General features: G+C 60.2%; 14 protein-coding genes. 5 read left to right on the forward strand and 9 right to left on the reverse strand.

What is annotated here, in order from left to right; translation table 11 throughout:
- Nucleotides 1-35: 35 nt before the first annotated feature.
- Complete coding sequence (locus tag HJA_RS18150; RefSeq protein WP_051597716.1) at nucleotides 36-608, forward strand: Hpt domain-containing protein; 573 nt, start codon at nucleotides 36-38, stop codon at nucleotides 606-608.
- Between the two features lie 2 nt (nucleotides 609-610).
- Here HJA_RS18150 and HJA_RS13850 read toward each other — a convergent pair whose 3' ends face one another.
- Nucleotides 611-1,441 carry an alpha/beta fold hydrolase gene (locus HJA_RS13850; protein ID WP_035583363.1) on the reverse strand — a complete coding sequence of 277 codons (831 nt, stop codon included), beginning with the start codon at nucleotides 1,439-1,441 and terminating at the stop codon, nucleotides 611-613.
- A 30-nt stretch (nucleotides 1,442-1,471) separates the two neighbouring features.
- The gene (locus tag HJA_RS13855; RefSeq protein ID WP_035583460.1) at nucleotides 1,472-3,160 is read right to left on the reverse strand and encodes an alpha/beta fold hydrolase; all 1,689 of its coding nucleotides are present in this window, start codon (nucleotides 3,158-3,160) and stop codon (nucleotides 1,472-1,474) included.
- Nucleotides 3,161-3,316: 156 nt separating this feature from the next.
- Between HJA_RS13855 and HJA_RS13860 the strand changes: the two genes are divergently transcribed.
- Nucleotides 3,317-3,949 carry a TetR/AcrR family transcriptional regulator gene (locus HJA_RS13860; protein ID WP_051597717.1) on the forward strand — a complete coding sequence of 211 codons (633 nt, stop codon included), beginning with the start codon at nucleotides 3,317-3,319 and terminating at the stop codon, nucleotides 3,947-3,949.
- Nucleotides 3,950-3,991: 42 nt separating this feature from the next.
- On the opposite strand, the gene HJA_RS18155 is transcribed toward HJA_RS13860, so the two are convergent.
- Entirely contained in the window at nucleotides 3,992-4,831 is an 840-nt protein-coding gene (locus HJA_RS18155) for a phasin family protein (protein ID WP_051597718.1), read from the reverse strand.
- A gap of 140 nt (nucleotides 4,832-4,971) precedes the next feature.
- On the opposite strand from HJA_RS18155, the gene HJA_RS13870 reads away from it, so the two are divergent.
- Complete coding sequence (locus tag HJA_RS13870) at nucleotides 4,972-5,676, forward strand: dienelactone hydrolase family protein (protein WP_035583365.1); 705 nt, start codon at nucleotides 4,972-4,974, stop codon at nucleotides 5,674-5,676.
- Here HJA_RS13870 and phoB read toward each other — a convergent pair.
- Genes phoB through pstC form a run of 5 tightly spaced genes read right to left on the reverse strand, consistent with a single transcriptional unit; the run spans nucleotide 5,673 to nucleotide 10,851 of the window.
- Nucleotides 5,673-6,359: a phosphate regulon transcriptional regulator PhoB gene (phoB, locus tag HJA_RS13875; RefSeq protein WP_035583367.1), complete on the reverse strand. Its 687-nt coding sequence runs from the start codon at nucleotides 6,357-6,359 to the stop codon at nucleotides 5,673-5,675. The two genes, HJA_RS13870 and phoB, sit on opposite strands and share 4 nt — an antisense overlap.
- Before the next feature lie 31 nt (nucleotides 6,360-6,390).
- The gene (gene phoU, locus HJA_RS13880; RefSeq protein WP_035583369.1) at nucleotides 6,391-7,068 is read right to left on the reverse strand and encodes a phosphate signaling complex protein PhoU; all 678 of its coding nucleotides are present in this window, start codon (nucleotides 7,066-7,068) and stop codon (nucleotides 6,391-6,393) included.
- Nucleotides 7,069-7,074: 6 nt separating this feature from the next.
- Nucleotides 7,075-7,893: a phosphate ABC transporter ATP-binding protein PstB gene (gene pstB / locus HJA_RS13885; RefSeq protein ID WP_051597728.1), complete on the reverse strand. Its 819-nt coding sequence runs from the start codon at nucleotides 7,891-7,893 to the stop codon at nucleotides 7,075-7,077.
- The gene (gene pstA, locus HJA_RS13890) at nucleotides 7,893-9,470 is read right to left on the reverse strand and encodes a phosphate ABC transporter permease PstA (protein WP_035583372.1); all 1,578 of its coding nucleotides are present in this window, start codon (nucleotides 9,468-9,470) and stop codon (nucleotides 7,893-7,895) included. The genes pstB and pstA overlap by 1 nt, the downstream gene beginning before the upstream one ends.
- Nucleotides 9,463-10,851, reverse strand: a complete 1,389-nt coding sequence (gene pstC, locus HJA_RS13895; RefSeq protein WP_241764371.1) for a phosphate ABC transporter permease subunit PstC — start codon at nucleotides 10,849-10,851, stop codon at nucleotides 9,463-9,465. The genes pstA and pstC overlap by 8 nt, the downstream gene beginning before the upstream one ends.
- Before the next feature lie 157 nt (nucleotides 10,852-11,008).
- Between pstC and hslV the strand changes: the two genes are divergently transcribed.
- Nucleotides 11,009-11,569 carry an ATP-dependent protease subunit HslV gene (gene hslV / locus HJA_RS13900; protein ID WP_035583373.1) on the forward strand — a complete coding sequence of 187 codons (561 nt, stop codon included), beginning with the start codon at nucleotides 11,009-11,011 and terminating at the stop codon, nucleotides 11,567-11,569.
- Between the two features lie 17 nt (nucleotides 11,570-11,586).
- Complete coding sequence (hslU, locus tag HJA_RS13905) at nucleotides 11,587-12,891, forward strand: ATP-dependent protease ATPase subunit HslU (RefSeq protein ID WP_035583374.1); 1,305 nt, start codon at nucleotides 11,587-11,589, stop codon at nucleotides 12,889-12,891.
- A gap of 9 nt (nucleotides 12,892-12,900) precedes the next feature.
- On the opposite strand, the gene HJA_RS13910 is transcribed toward hslU, so the two are convergent.
- Complete coding sequence (locus tag HJA_RS13910) at nucleotides 12,901-13,707, reverse strand: NUDIX hydrolase (RefSeq protein WP_035583375.1); 807 nt, start codon at nucleotides 13,705-13,707, stop codon at nucleotides 12,901-12,903.
- Nucleotides 13,708-13,802: the final 95 nt, after the last annotated feature.

Raw genomic sequence — 13,802 nt, forward strand, 5'->3', positions numbered from 1 at the left:
GCTTGGACAGTTTATTGGGCGCTCAGGAGTACCCGATGTTCAAGAATCTGCTGACCGCCCTGCCATCCCGCCGAAAACCGGCGAATATCAATACCACGGAAGTCTCCATCGACATCAGCCGTGTTATTAAGCCCGCAGAGCCGGTTGAAGCGCCCCGGACAGCCCAGTCCGCTATCATGGCCAACGAGCCTGGACCAGCTGACACCGACCTTCTGGGCGGCCTGGCAGAAGATGCTGTCGATTCGCTGTCAGGACAGTTCGAAGCCTGGATGCGCGGCGACCTGGACGAACTGGTCCGCACCTGGAGCCTTGCACGCGAACCGGATGCAACAGCCGAAGATTACCGCGCCGTCTTCACGGCAGCTCACAATATCAAGGGGGCGGCGAACTCTTATGGCTATCCGGCAATTGCCCGCCTTTGCGGGTCACTGAGCCGCCTGCTCTCCGAAACGCGTCCGGGAGAAAACGCCGCCCTGATTAATCTGCATGTTGAGGCGTGCCGCGCCGCGTTCAATTCCATCGGCCAGGGCAGCGATGGCCAGTCCATCGCCGATGCCGTCTGCGAAGCACTTGAAGAACGCGTCGCGCTCAAAGTGGCAAACCGCTGAGATCAGGCCGCTGCGGCCACTTCATCAGATAAGTTCAGGAACTCCCGGATAATCTCCGCCGTTTCCTCTGCACGGGTCACGAGGAAGAGATGTCCGCCGCCTTCGACAATGTGAAGGCGTGAATTGGGCAGCCCCATTCGCAGGATATGTCCATTCGCGACAGGTACGATTGTATCTTCATCCCCCATGATCACCAGCGATGGCATTTTCAGGAAACGGATGAAGGGCAAGCTTGACCAGCCGATAAAGGCAAGCAGCTGGTAGAGATAGCCGCGCGGATCCGGCGGCAGCAGACTGTCTATGTGACGTCCGACCTCTCCATCCACAGCGTCGCCATAAAGCGTGCTGAAGCTTTCCCGCATGAAATCAGGATCGGTGTACCGGCGCGCATCGACCATTTTGGACAAGGACTTCGGACGCCCCGGGATCATCGTCATGCCCGCCGTCGTGGCGCACAGGATCAGCTTGCCGACGCGATTGCGGTATTGAAAAGCGAACTGCTGTGCCAGCGCCCCGCCCCATGAGACTCCCATCACATCGACGGCATCAATCTGGAATTGGTCCAGCAGCTTACGCGCCCATCGTGCCAGCATCCAGGGCCGATAGGGCCATTGCGTCACCGGGCTCTTGCCAACCCCCGGAACATCGAAAGTAATGATGTCGCGCTCCGGGAACATGTCGCCGAGACCCTGGGTCAGTTCCAGATTGGCGCCAATGCCATTGAAAAAAAGCAGTGGCAGGTTGCCGCCCGGCTGCTTAGCCGACCAGAACGCCGTACGAAGCTGGATGCCATCCACATCCTGCATGGTAATCTGTGGGCGTTGTTCAGGCATGCTGCCACCTTCCACTGTTTGACGACTGGCCTATTCGTCGAAGACGTATCGGCCAGGCGCAGGATAAAGAGGCTGGAATGCATCGCTTCCGCAAGCTTTAGGTGCAGTTTTCAGTGTACCTGACCGCGCCTTCAGCCACTCGCCCCAGATGGGCCACCAACTACCTGCTTCTTCGGTCGCGCCTGCAGCCCATTCATCCGCCGTCGGTGCGATTTCCGGATTCCGGAACATTTTCGCCTTTGGATTTCCGGGCGGATTAAGGAGCGACTGAATGTGCCCGCTGGAGGACAGAATGAACTCGACATTGTCCGACCCCAGCAAGCCGGCTGTACGGTAGCAAGCCTTCCAGGGCGTGATATGGTCTGTTAGCCCCGCCACGATAAAGGCATCGGACTTCACCTTGGACATGTCCAGCATATGCCCGGCCACTTCATACTCGCCCGGATGATCGAAGGGCTGGTCCAGCCCCATGTCCAGATAATCCGAATGGAGCTGAGCCGGGAGGTTTGTGGAATCGTTGTTCCAGTAAAGAACATCGAACGGTGCCGGATCCTCACCCATCAGGTAATTATTGACGACATAATTCCAGATCAGGTCGTTCGGTCGCATCCAGGCAAACATGCGCGCAAGATCGTCGCCTTTCAGGATACCTTTCTTCTTTGAGTAGGCCCGGGCGATTTCGAGACTGCCGTCAGAGACGATCTGGCCCAGCTCGCTGTCTTCCTTCTGAGGATTCAGTACACAGACCATGAAGGTGATGGAGTTAATCCGATCGTCTCCTGCTGCGGCAAGCAAGCTGGCGAGGGTCGCCGTCGTGATGCCGCCGGAACAGGCGCCGGATACGTTGATCTTCTTCGACTTCGTGACCTTACGAACGACTTCGCTGGCCTGGATCAGACTGTCGATATATTCCTGCATGCCCCAGTTGCGGTGCTCGCGCTTCGGATTGCGCCAGGACACGACAAAGGTCTGCTGCTCCATGGCGAGCAGGAACTGCACCATCGACGTCATGGGCGACAGGTCCATGGCGTAGAACTTGTTGATCTGTGGGGGGATGATCAGGATGGGGGTGCGGTGCACCTTGTCGGTTTTTGGGGCATACTGGATCAGTTCCAGCATCTCGTTCTTCCAGATGACCTGCCCTTCTGTGATTGCGAGGTTCTTCCCGACCTTGAAAGGCCGCTTGTCGACCTGGCTCGGCATGCCGCCATTTTTCGTCAGGTCGGTGTATGCGTTTTTCAATCCCTTGAGCAGCGAAAGGCCACCGGAATCCACCACGCGCTTGGTTGCCGCCGGGTTTCCGATCAACGTGTTCGTAGGCGCCAGCGCATCGGTGATCATACCCATAACGAACTTGGCGCGCGCATGCTCCAGTTCGCTCATTTTCAGATCAGAGACCCAATCGTTGAGGTGTTCCTGCGTCGCTAGATAGGCCTGCATGCCGCGCCGGTAGAACGGATTGTGCTCCCAGGCCGGGTCGCGGAAGCGACGGTCTTTCGGATCAGCCTTCCGCTGGGACTTACCCATTAGAATGTTGGCGTTTTCCTTCGCGATCCTGGATGCGGATTTCGCAGTGGTCACGGGGTTCGTCATGGTCGAACGCAGCATCATCGCCACAGCCCCGACCAGTTCCTCCCGATTGATCCCGCCCATCAGCGGGTTCAGCGCCAGCGTGGTTTCGGCCGCACTTCTGGCGATTTCATCCTTCGGCGTCGTCATATGTCCCTCCCGGAGACCGCCAGAGGACAGGTATTCGGTGTCCACCAGCATTGTTTATCTTTTTTCTCTTTCACTTCCGGAAAGAGTTACTTGTAAACTTTGAAAGAAAATTCGTTCCATAGTCAGAATTGCGTGTCAAACTCTACCATATTGCCCATGAAGACACGCGACCGCATCCTTCACGTCAGCCTGCTACTCTTCAACGAAGAAGGGGAAGCACAGCAGACGGCTGTCGACATCTCGAATGCCCTGGGCATCAGCCCGGGCAATCTGTATTACCATTTCAAGGGCAAGGACGCGATTATCCGGGGCCTGTTCGACAGTTTCGAAGAAGAAATGCGGATCATCCTGCGCGGCTCCCGCGGACGGGTCACGTCGATCGAGGACAATTGGGTCTATCTCTACATCATCCTCGAAGAGATTTACGATTTCCGCTTCTTCTACCGGAACCTCGGTGTCCTCCTTGACCGTTATCCGGACCTTGCAAACCGGTTCCGCTCCCTGGTCGCAGAACAACGGACAACCATCCACAACGTGCTGGACGATCTGCGTGATGCCGAAGCGCTCTCCATCGATCCGCGCCTCATGGAAGTGCTGACCGACCAGATGATGATGACCCTCACCTTCTGGCTGGAAGCCGACAGCATGAACCGGAACAATCTGGACGGCGCTGCCCTGATCCACAAAACCGTGTTCCAGGTGATGTGCCTGATCGTGCCTTATATGGGCGAGAACGGGATGGATGCCCTCTCCCGCATGATCGCTCACTACGAAGCAAGCAGGACATAGCGGCGGGCAGCCTTTCCAGCCGCCCGCCTGCTTCTGACCATCTTATTTCTTCGCCAGTGCCTTGGCCTGTTTCACCCACTCATCGCGGGTAACACGTCCGCGTGCACCGATCTGCTCATCGAGCTTTTCGGCCTCGGCCTTCTTCAGCGCGGCCAGTTGGGCAAAGCTGTAGATACCGGCGGCGTTCAGCTTCTTGACCATTGCAGGGCCAACGCCGGTGATCTGCGAGAGATCGTCCGATGCTTCCGGCATCGCGACAGCAGCCTTCATCGCCTTGGAGGTCTTGCCGGCAGCTTTCTTCGCGGTCTTGGCGATGTCTGCACCAGTTTCGCCGGCCACAGCTTCAATCTCGGCAGACAGGCGCGCGATGCGGGCCTTAAGGTCCACCTTGCTGACGCGGTCTTTGGCGCTCGCGACCGTTTCGGCCACTTCGTCTTCAAGCTTCTCGATCTTGGACGCCAGTTTGGACGTCCGCTCGTTCATCTGCTTGACGCCCAGCAGATCGCGCATGCGCTCCATGCGGGCCTCGAAGCGGTCATAGGCTTCTGCCTGGAACTGGCGGGCGGCCGCATTTGCCTTGGCGACGGTCTTGGTCGCCTTGGTGACGCGCTCGTCTTCGCCAAACCGGGTCTTCACATCGGACTCAATCTTTTCGCCGCGCTTGACCAGCTCATCGAACAGTTCGGTCGACTGTTTGTTGAACGTGTTGGCGTTTGCGAGCGCGGTATCATACGCCTTGCCATAGGCGCCTACGCCTGCAAGCCAGATCTTGTGGGCCATTTCGACGGATTGGGCTTCGATCGCCTTGGCCGTTTTCACGGCTTTGGCGCCTGCCTCGGATTTCTTGGTCTTCTTGGCTTTTGTTTTTTTGTCTTTTGCCATGGAAGTCACTCCTTCACGGGTTTGTCTATGGCACCAGAGATAAGGAAAAAGTCTAGAATCCGCATACTAATCGCCATAGCCCTTGATTGGCGTGGCGCAGCCTCTCTATGAATGCCCCATCAGAAAGAGAGGATTTCATTATGAGCGCAGTCGACTATTCCGTAGATGGCCAGACCTATGAAGGCTATTTCCTTGCCCCCGAAGGCAAGACGAACCTGCCGGTCATCGCGATCGCGCACGCCTGGGGCGGCCTCGGCGACAACGAGATCCAGAAAGCCGGCCGCGTGGTGAACGAACTCGGCTATGCCGCCTTCGCCATGGACGTTTACGGCAAGGGCAAGCGCGGCACGACCGTTGAAGAAAACCAGGCGCTGATGAACCCGCTGGTCGGTGACCGGGCCGAGCTTCAGAAACGCCTCGCCGGCGGCCTCGCCGCCGCCAAGGCCCAGCCGGGTGTCGACACGTCAAAGGCGGCCGCCATCGGCTTCTGCTTCGGCGGCCTCTGCGTGCTGGACATGGCCCGCGCCGGTATGGACCTGGTCGGCGTCGCCTCCTTCCACGGCCTGTTCAACCCGGCAGACAACATCCCGTCGCCGAAAATCAGCGCCAAGGTCCTGATCGAACACGGCTGGCTGGACCCGATGGCCCTACCAGCCGACGTGCTGGCTATTGCCAAGGAGATGGGTGACGCCGGCGCAGACTGGCAGCTGCACGCCCATGGCCAGTCCTATCACGCTTTCACGACCGAAGGCGCGAACAACATGGACATGGGCACGGTGTACAACGCCGATGCTGACCGGCGCAGCTTCGCCAGCCTCAAACTGTTCCTGGAAGAACTCTTCTAGTCAGCGCGCAGCGCATACCCGGCAGACCGGACGGTGCGGATAGGATCGTCACCTCCGGTCTGCCGGAGCGCCTTGCGCAGGCGCCCGACATGAACGTCGACGGTACGAAGCTCGACATAGACATCCGATCCCCAGACCGTATCGAGCAGCTGCTCGCGTGAGAACACCCGTCCCGGATGCTGCATGAAATAATCCAGCAGGCGGAACTCGGTCGGCCCCAGGTGAATGTCATTCCCATTGCGAGTAACCCGGTGTTCCACCCGGTCGATCTCGATGTCACCCACGATCACCTTGTCGTCACGCAGTCCCGGCCGGATACGGCGCAGCACGGCACGCACCCGCGCCATCAGCTCCGTCGTCGAGAACGGTTTCGTGACATAATCATCCGCACCCGTATCAAGCCCGCGAATACGGTCACTCTCCTCGCCGCGGGCCGTCAGCATGATGATCGGCAGGTTCGGGTTGGCGCCGCCGCTGCGCACGCGGCGGCAGACTTCGATACCGCTGACTTTCGGCAGCATCCAGTCCAGCAACAGCAAGTCCGGCGCCCGCTCTTCCATCATCAGCAAGGCTTCCTCGCCGTCATTGGCGATGGCGACCTCATAATCTTCACGCTTCAGATTGTATTGAAGCAGCTCCGAGACGGCACTCTCGTCTTCTGCGATCAGCACGTAAGGTTTCATGTCATACTCCTGGCAAGCACCTTTCGGGCACTTATTGTTTCGGGCGGTCCTGCTGCACCAGGTTTTCACCCGTGATCTGGAAGAAGACGAATTCGGCGATATTCGTACAGTGGTCGCCGATCCGCTCAAGATTTTTCGCCATGAACAGCATGTGCGCCCCATCGCTGATCGAACGCGGGTCTTCGATCATGTAGGTCAGCATCTCGCGGAACAGGGCATTGTAATGCTGGTCGATTTCATCATCCGTTTCCCAGACAGCTCTTGCTTCAGCCGCATTACCCGACGCGTAAGCATTGAGCACTTGGTGTAATTGTCGCGATACCGGCCCGGCCATGCGGGCGACGCCGCTGCGCATCGCCGGTGACACTGCCGTGTCCAGGTTCAGCGCACGCTTGCCGATATTCTTTGACAGATCTCCGATGCGCTCGAGTTCACCCGATACTTTCAGCGCAGCAAAAACAGACCGCAAATCGTGCGCCATGGGCTGACGGCGGGCAATCAGGCTGACGATCTGCCGCTCGACTTCCGCCTCCATCCTGTCCACCTGCGGATCGCGGTCGATAACATCTGCAGCAAGGTCCAGATTGTTGTGCAGAACAGCCTGGCAGGAGTCGACGATCATCTCCTCGACAATCCCGCCCATGCGCAGAATGTCTGCTGACAGACTTTCCAGTTCTTCGGTGAAAGCTGATACGATATGATCTGACATGGTGTCTTATCCGAAACGTCCCGTGATATAATCTTCCGTGCGGCGGTCACGGGGACTGGTGAAAATCTGGTCGGTGTCCCCCACTTCCACAAGCGAGCCAAGATGGAAGAAAGCCGTACGCTGAGAAACCCGCGCGGCCTGTTGCATGGAGTGGGTCACGATGATGATGCAGTAACGCTTACGCAGATCGTCGATGAGTTCTTCGATCCGCGCCGTGGCAATCGGGTCCAGGGCCGAGCACGGCTCATCCATCAGGATAACTTCCGGGCGCACGGCAATGGCGCGGGCGATGCACAGGCGCTGCTGCTGGCCGCCGGAAAGGCTCGTGCCCGCGAGGTTCAGCCGGTCTTTGACTTCTTCCCAGAGGCCAGCCCGGCGCAGGCTTTTCTCCACGATCTCGTCCATGTCTTCACGTCCCTGCGCCAGTCCGTGAATACGGGGGCCATAGGCAATGTTTTCATAGATCGACTTCGGGAACGGGTTTGGCTTCTGGAACACCATGCCGACGCGTGAGCGCAGCAGGACCGGGTCGATGGCCGGGGAATTGATGTCCTTCCCTTCCATCATGATCTCGCCTTCCACCCGGCAGCCTTCAATCGTGTCATTCATCCGGTTGAGGCAGCGCAGAAACGTCGACTTGCCACAACCGGACGGCCCGATCAGCGCCGTTACGGAGCGGTCGGCAATCTGCAGCGACACATCAAAGATCGCCTGCTTCTCACCGTAAAAGACATTGATGTTGCGGCAGGACATGCGCACCGACGCATTCGGTGCATCCGGCAGCACGCCGGTTTCAGCTGCAGAATTCCCGAGAGTCCCGTCCATCACCATCTCCGCTCGAATTTCCGGCGCAGAAATACAACTACGCCATTCATCGCTATCAGGAAGGCCAGCAGGATCAAAATGACCGCACCGGTCATCGGTTCCCAAGCCCGCTCGGCCTGCGTAGCCCAGGAATAGATCAGCACCGGTAGCGCCGTGGCCTCGTCGGTCGGACCGCGCGGCACTTCGGCGACGAACGCCACCATGCCGATCAGCAGCAAGGGCGCCGTCTCGCCCAGCGCCCGTGCCATGCCGAGAATGGCACCCGTCAGCATCCCCGGTGCAGCCAGCGGCATGACATGGTGAAACACGGTCTGCATCCGCGACGCCCCGATCGCGAGGGCGGCATCCCGGATGGACTGCGGCACGGCCTTCAGCGCCGCCCGGGACGCGATGATCACCACCGGCAGGATCAGGAGCGCCAGCACAAGACCGCCCACGACGGGCGCGGAGCGCGGCAGACCAAAGGCTCCGAGGAACACGGCTGCACCAAGCAGGCCAAACACAATGGACGGCACCGCCGCCAGATTGTTGATATTCACCTCGATCAGCCCCGTGATCCGGTTCCTCGGCGCGAATTCTTCCAGATAGATCGACGCCAGAATACCAACCGGAATGGCCAGCGACGCTGTGACCAGCAATGTCAGCAGGGAGCCAATAATGGCTGCCAGCGCCCCGGCGAGTTCCGGCTGCGTGCTATCCGTGTGGGTCAGCAAGCTCCAGTGCGGCACGCGAAGCACCCGTCCGTCCGCTTTCAGGGCCAGCAGCCAGGCAATCTGCAGATCGCTGACCGTCCGCTCACTCTCCGGCGCCGGGATCAGGCGCGCCCGGGCCGGGTATGTGCGGAAATCCTGAGCAGTCCCGGTCAACAGCGTTCCAGTCACGCGGGATGGTGCCAGGCTGTCCAGCCGGATCGTCGACCTGCCAGCCGTCATCAGTATGGAGCCAGTTCCCGGCATTTCAGGCGGCTGCATGTTCTCAAGCGAAGCCGCCGCAATCAGGCGTGCGAACGTAGCCTCGCTGGTCAGGGTGACATTGCCCGCGATCTCTTCGGCCTTCACGCGGCCAACTGGAACGGTCAGGTGTCGCGCCGCAGCGCCCTTCAGAAACAGGTCGAGATCATCGGACAATGGAAGCTCGACCCGGCGTTTCGTGCCGATCTCAGCCGGTTTCCTGACAAGGTCCTTCGCGACAGGAAGCACGGCGAGACGGGTGACCAGGCCCAGCAGGTCGTGCCGCAGCGCAGGGCTGCTGGCCGTTTCCGGGAACTCTGCCAGCAAGTCGTCGCGTACGAGACCGTAAACCCGGTCCACCGGTGGCGGACTGTCCGGCTGAACATCGCCGAATGTGTTCTTGTCGAAGGACAAATCGAATGTCACGACATGATAGGTCGCGGCTGAAACGGCCTGCGTCGCGATGGATCCCAGCAAAAGCGTCAGCGCTGCCAGCGCGAAGCCGATGGCCATACGGCCATACCATTTGAACCGGCGATCTGCCGCCCGGCGGCGGCGCAGCCGCTTCAGCACCCTTTCATTGGCGAAAGGCGCATTGGCCATCGGGGAGGTGGACGGATCACTCATATTTTTCACGGAACCGCTTCACCACATTGATGGCGACCAGATTGAACAGGAGCGTCACAATGAACAGGACGAGGCCAAGCGCGAATGCCGACAGGGTCTTCGGGCTGTCGAACTCGGACTCCCCGGTCAGCAGCGCCACGATCTGCACAGTAATTGTGGTCAGATCGGACGTCGGATCTGTCGAGATCTGCGCCCGCTGCCCTGCCGCCATGACCACGATCATGGTCTCGCCGATGGCGCGGGACACGGCCAACAACAGCGCTGCGATGATGCCTGGCAATGCAGCCGGTACAATCACCTGCCGCACGGCTTCGGATTTGGTCGCCCCCATGGCATACGCGCCGTCTCTCAGGGATTGCGGCACAGCCCGGATGACGTCGTCCGACAACGAAGAGACGAATGGGATGACCATGATCCCCATGACGATACCCGCCGCGAGCGCACTCGTCGGCTGTGCCGCCAGGACAGCGCCGTCAGCCAGCCCCCAGGCGATCAGCATCTGATTGATCCACAGCGCAACCGACCGCACAGCCGGCGCGATCACCAGTAGCGCAAAGAAACCGTATACGACCGTCGGAATGCCCGCGAGCACCTCAAGGACCGGCTTGATAATCGCCCGCACCTGGCTGCTGGCATATTCCGACAAATAGATCGCGGCGTAGAGCCCCACCGGCGCGGCAATCATCATGGCGAAGAAAGAGATCATGAACGTGCCGAAGAACAGCGGCAGCGCCCCGAACTCGGCATTTGTCTGCGCATTCCAGCGTGTGCCCAACACGAAGTCCCACACCGGCACCTCAGAGAAGAAACGCAGGCTTTCGAACACCAGAGAGGCAACGATGCCGACCGTGGTAGCAATCGCGACCGCCGCGCACAGGAACAGGAACCACTCGATGCCGCTCTCGACATGCTGGCGCGCCCGGAACCCAGGCGACAGGCACCGCCGCGCTACGAACATGCCCGCGACGGACAGGGCGCACGCCGCAAGCAGGGTCACCATGTTCACCGTGCCGCGGATTTCGCCGTAGCGTTCGGTCACCGTATCGAAGACCCGCTCTCCGCTCAGGAAGTCCGGCATGCGGGCCGCGCGGGCCACGGTGTCGAGATAGGTTGTCAGCTCGCCGGGCGTCAGGATCGAGAACCCCTCCGGCAGTTCGCTGCGCAGGATCGCACGCGAGGCGCCCTCTCCGAACAGCACATAGCCCAGTCCGATCAGCACAACCGGCACCAGGCTCCACATCAGAACGAAATAGCCATGCGCATTAGGGCGGGAGTTCGGATGGATGTCGCCGGAGAAGGAGAATTGCTCCGCCCGCAGGCGCCCGGCGATAAAACCGAAGGACGCGAGAGTCACTGCTGCCGCGAGGAGCAGAAAGTCCATTGGCAGGTGGCCCAACTCCGAGAGCATCCAGTCCCCGTTCAACTGTCAGCTGTGCACCCCTTACTGGAGTGCCGCGACACTTATGTGACAAAACGTGCCGACATTGCGGCCCAGTCGACTCCTTGCACCGGACGGTCTGATCGTCCACATCTCCGGCATGACTGGCGCATCTGAAACCAACTCACCCGGCTGGCATGGCACGACCATTCTGGCCGTTCGCAAGAACAACAAACTCGTCATGATGTCCGATGGCCAGGTGTCCATGGGACAGACGGTCATGAAAGGCAACGCCCGCAAGGTGCGCCGTCTGGCGGATGGCAAGATCCTGGCCGGTTTCGCCGGTGCAACAGCCGACGCCTTTACCCTGTTCGAGCGTCTGGAGACCAAACTGGAGCGCCACAATGGCCAGCTCTCCCGGGCAGCCGTGGAACTCGCCAAGGACTGGCGCACCGAAAAATACCTCCAGAAACTCGAAGCCCTGCTGATCGTGGCCGACAAGGAGGTCACGCTCGTCCTCACAGGCTCTGGCGATGTACTGGAGCCCGAACATGACGTCGTGGCCGTTGGCTCCGGTGGCAATTATGCCCTCTCCGCCGCGCGGGCCCTGATCGAATATGAAGACGACGCCGAAGTGATCGGCCGCAAGGCCATGCAGATCGCAGCGGACATCTGCGTCTACACCAATGCCAATTTCACGGTCGAAACCCTCGACGTCTGACCGGACACAAAGATCACATGACAGAACTCACGCCCCGCGAAATCGTCGCTGAACTTGATCGGCACATTGTCGGCCAGACCGGTGCAAAGCGCGCCGTGGCCATCGCCCTGCGCAACCGCTGGCGCCGCAAGCAGGCCCCGGAGAACCTCCAGGGCGAGATTACGCCGAAGAACATCTTGATGATCGGCCCGACCGGCGTCGGCAAAACCGAAGTGTCCCGCCGCCTCGCGCGTCTTGCCAATGCGCCCTTCCTCAAGGTCGAAGCGACCAAATTCACCGAAGTTGGCTATGTCGGCCGTGACGTGGAGCAGATTATCCGCGATCTCGTCGAAGCCGCTGTCGGCATGATCCGCGAGCAGAAACGCGCCGGCGTGCAGCAGAAGGCGCAGGATGCAGCTGAGGAGCGCCTGCTGGATGCGCTTGTCGGCGAAGAGGCGCAGTCCTCTACCCGCGAAGTCTTCCGCCGCAAGCTGCGAGACGGAGAGCTGGACGACAAGGAAGTCGACATCGACATGCCGGAGACCGGTGGCCCGATGCAGATGTTCGATCTGCCCGGACAGGGCGGCTCCATGGGCATGATCAATCTGTCGGACATGCTGGGCAAGGCCATGGGCGGACGCACCAAACGCGTGCGCACCACGGTCAAAGACGCCTACAAGCCCCTTCTCGACGAAGAAGCCGACAAGATGATCGACGAGGAGGCAATCTCCCGCGAGGCAGTGACGGCTGTTGAGCAGGACGGCATCGTCTTCCTTGACGAGATCGACAAGATAGCCGCCAAGTCAGAGCGCGGCGGCGCCGATGTCAGCCGTGAAGGCGTGCAGCGTGACCTGCTTCCCCTGATCGAAGGCACGACGGTTTCGACAAAACGCGGCGCCGTTAAAACCGATCACATCCTCTTCATCGCCTCTGGCGCTTTCCATGTCTCCAAGCCATCGGACATGCTTCCGGAACTTCAGGGCCGCCTGCCGATCCGCGTGGAACTGGAAGCCCTGACCCGCGACGACCTGCGCCGCATCCTGGTCGAACCGGAAGCGAGCCTGATCCGCCAGTATGAGGCGCTCATGGCCGCCGAAGGCGTCACCCTTGTCTTTGAAGATGCGGCGATCGACAAGCTGGCCGACCTCGCCGAAGCCGTGAACAACAGCGTCGAGAATATCGGCGCAAGACGTCTTCAGACAGTTCTCGAACGCCTGCTGGACGAGATCAGTTTCGAAGCCCCCGAGAAAAAAGGTGAGACGATCGCCATCACGGCAGATTATGTGCACGAACGCGTCAGCGGTCTCGCCGCCGATGCCGACTTGTCGAAATTCATCCTGTAACGGACGGCCTTAAACCTTCACGTTCGACAACAGCTCCACCGTCTGGCCGTAGCCTTCGACGTCCGGGATGAACAGGCAGGGATTGCCGTCATCATCCTTGCCGGGCTTCGGCAGGACAGTCGGCACATCCATCGCGCCAAAGCGCGCCAGCGCGTCGGAGACGGATGTCGCCAGAGTCATGCGCTTTAAATTCATCCGGGTCGGGAAGATAATCGTCGCCCGGCCATCGGCCTCCTGCGCCAGCGCTTCTTCGGCTGACAGCCACACGGCATCGGTCGTCTCGCGCCCGTCATGGGCTGCGACCTGATTTTCGGGCGCCGGTGCGATGTAGAAATGCGTGTCGAAGCGTTTCGGCATCATGATCGGCGTGATCCAGTGGCCGAAATGCACGAGGCTGTCGAGCGCCAGCACGAGGTCATGCTCACGGATAAGGTCCAGGAAGCTCATCTCGCCCCTGTCCACAGCGTGCCGGTGTGGAGCAAGCTTGTCGGCAATGTCCGCGCCCACCAGCGGCGCCCCGGGCCCGCGCGCTGAGGCAGGCCGCGCCAGCAACAGGCCGCTTTCTTCATAGGCCTCCCGCACAGCCGCGATCCGGGCGTCCTGCTGGACAGGGCCGTAATCGCCATCGGTATAGGCGTCCCAATCGGCCCGGGAGTCGTCCGCACTGGCCTTACCGCCCGGAAACACCAGCGCACCCGCAGCAAAATCGATCTCATAGTGACGCTTCACCATCAGCACTTCCGGCGGGCCGGACGCGGCATCGCGCACCATCAGGATTGTTGCTGAAAGTCTCGGTTCTGCGGGTGTCTTTTCCATGGTGGTTCCCCCTATCGGGCAAATTTCATCGAAATGTGCCTCTGTTCTTACGCGTGATCTTCAGCCTCAGCCCCTAGGGAAGGCAAGACCAACAC

Source organism: Hyphomonas jannaschiana VP2 (assembly GCF_000685215.1).
Lineage (GTDB): Bacteria > Pseudomonadota > Alphaproteobacteria > Caulobacterales > Hyphomonadaceae > Hyphomonas > Hyphomonas jannaschiana.

Coding starts and splice junctions, on each gene's coding strand:
- HJA_RS13855 (WP_035583460.1), bottom strand. CDS start 3,160: ATGACGACGCCGAAGGATGAAATCGCCAGAAGTGCGGCCGAAACCACG.
- HJA_RS13910 (WP_035583375.1), bottom strand. CDS start 13,707: ATGGAAAAGACACCCGCAGAACCGAGACTTTCAGCAACAATCCTGATG.
- phoU (WP_035583369.1), bottom strand. CDS start 7,068: ATGTCAGATCATATCGTATCAGCTTTCACCGAAGAACTGGAAAGTCTG.
- HJA_RS18150 (WP_051597716.1), top strand. CDS start 36: ATGTTCAAGAATCTGCTGACCGCCCTGCCATCCCGCCGAAAACCGGCG.
- phoB (WP_035583367.1), bottom strand. CDS start 6,359: ATGAAACCTTACGTGCTGATCGCAGAAGACGAGAGTGCCGTCTCGGAG.
- pstC (WP_241764371.1), bottom strand. CDS start 10,851: ATGGACTTTCTGCTCCTCGCGGCAGCAGTGACTCTCGCGTCCTTCGGT.
- pstA (WP_035583372.1), bottom strand. CDS start 9,470: ATGAGTGATCCGTCCACCTCCCCGATGGCCAATGCGCCTTTCGCCAAT.
- hslU (WP_035583374.1), top strand. CDS start 11,587: ATGACAGAACTCACGCCCCGCGAAATCGTCGCTGAACTTGATCGGCAC.
- HJA_RS13850 (WP_035583363.1), bottom strand. CDS start 1,441: ATGCCTGAACAACGCCCACAGATTACCATGCAGGATGTGGATGGCATC.
- HJA_RS13870 (WP_035583365.1), top strand. CDS start 4,972: ATGAGCGCAGTCGACTATTCCGTAGATGGCCAGACCTATGAAGGCTAT.
- HJA_RS13860 (WP_051597717.1), top strand. CDS start 3,317: ATGAAGACACGCGACCGCATCCTTCACGTCAGCCTGCTACTCTTCAAC.
- HJA_RS18155 (WP_051597718.1), bottom strand. CDS start 4,831: ATGGCAAAAGACAAAAAAACAAAAGCCAAGAAGACCAAGAAATCCGAG.
- pstB (WP_051597728.1), bottom strand. CDS start 7,893: ATGGACGGGACTCTCGGGAATTCTGCAGCTGAAACCGGCGTGCTGCCG.
- hslV (WP_035583373.1), top strand. CDS start 11,009: ATGACTGGCGCATCTGAAACCAACTCACCCGGCTGGCATGGCACGACC.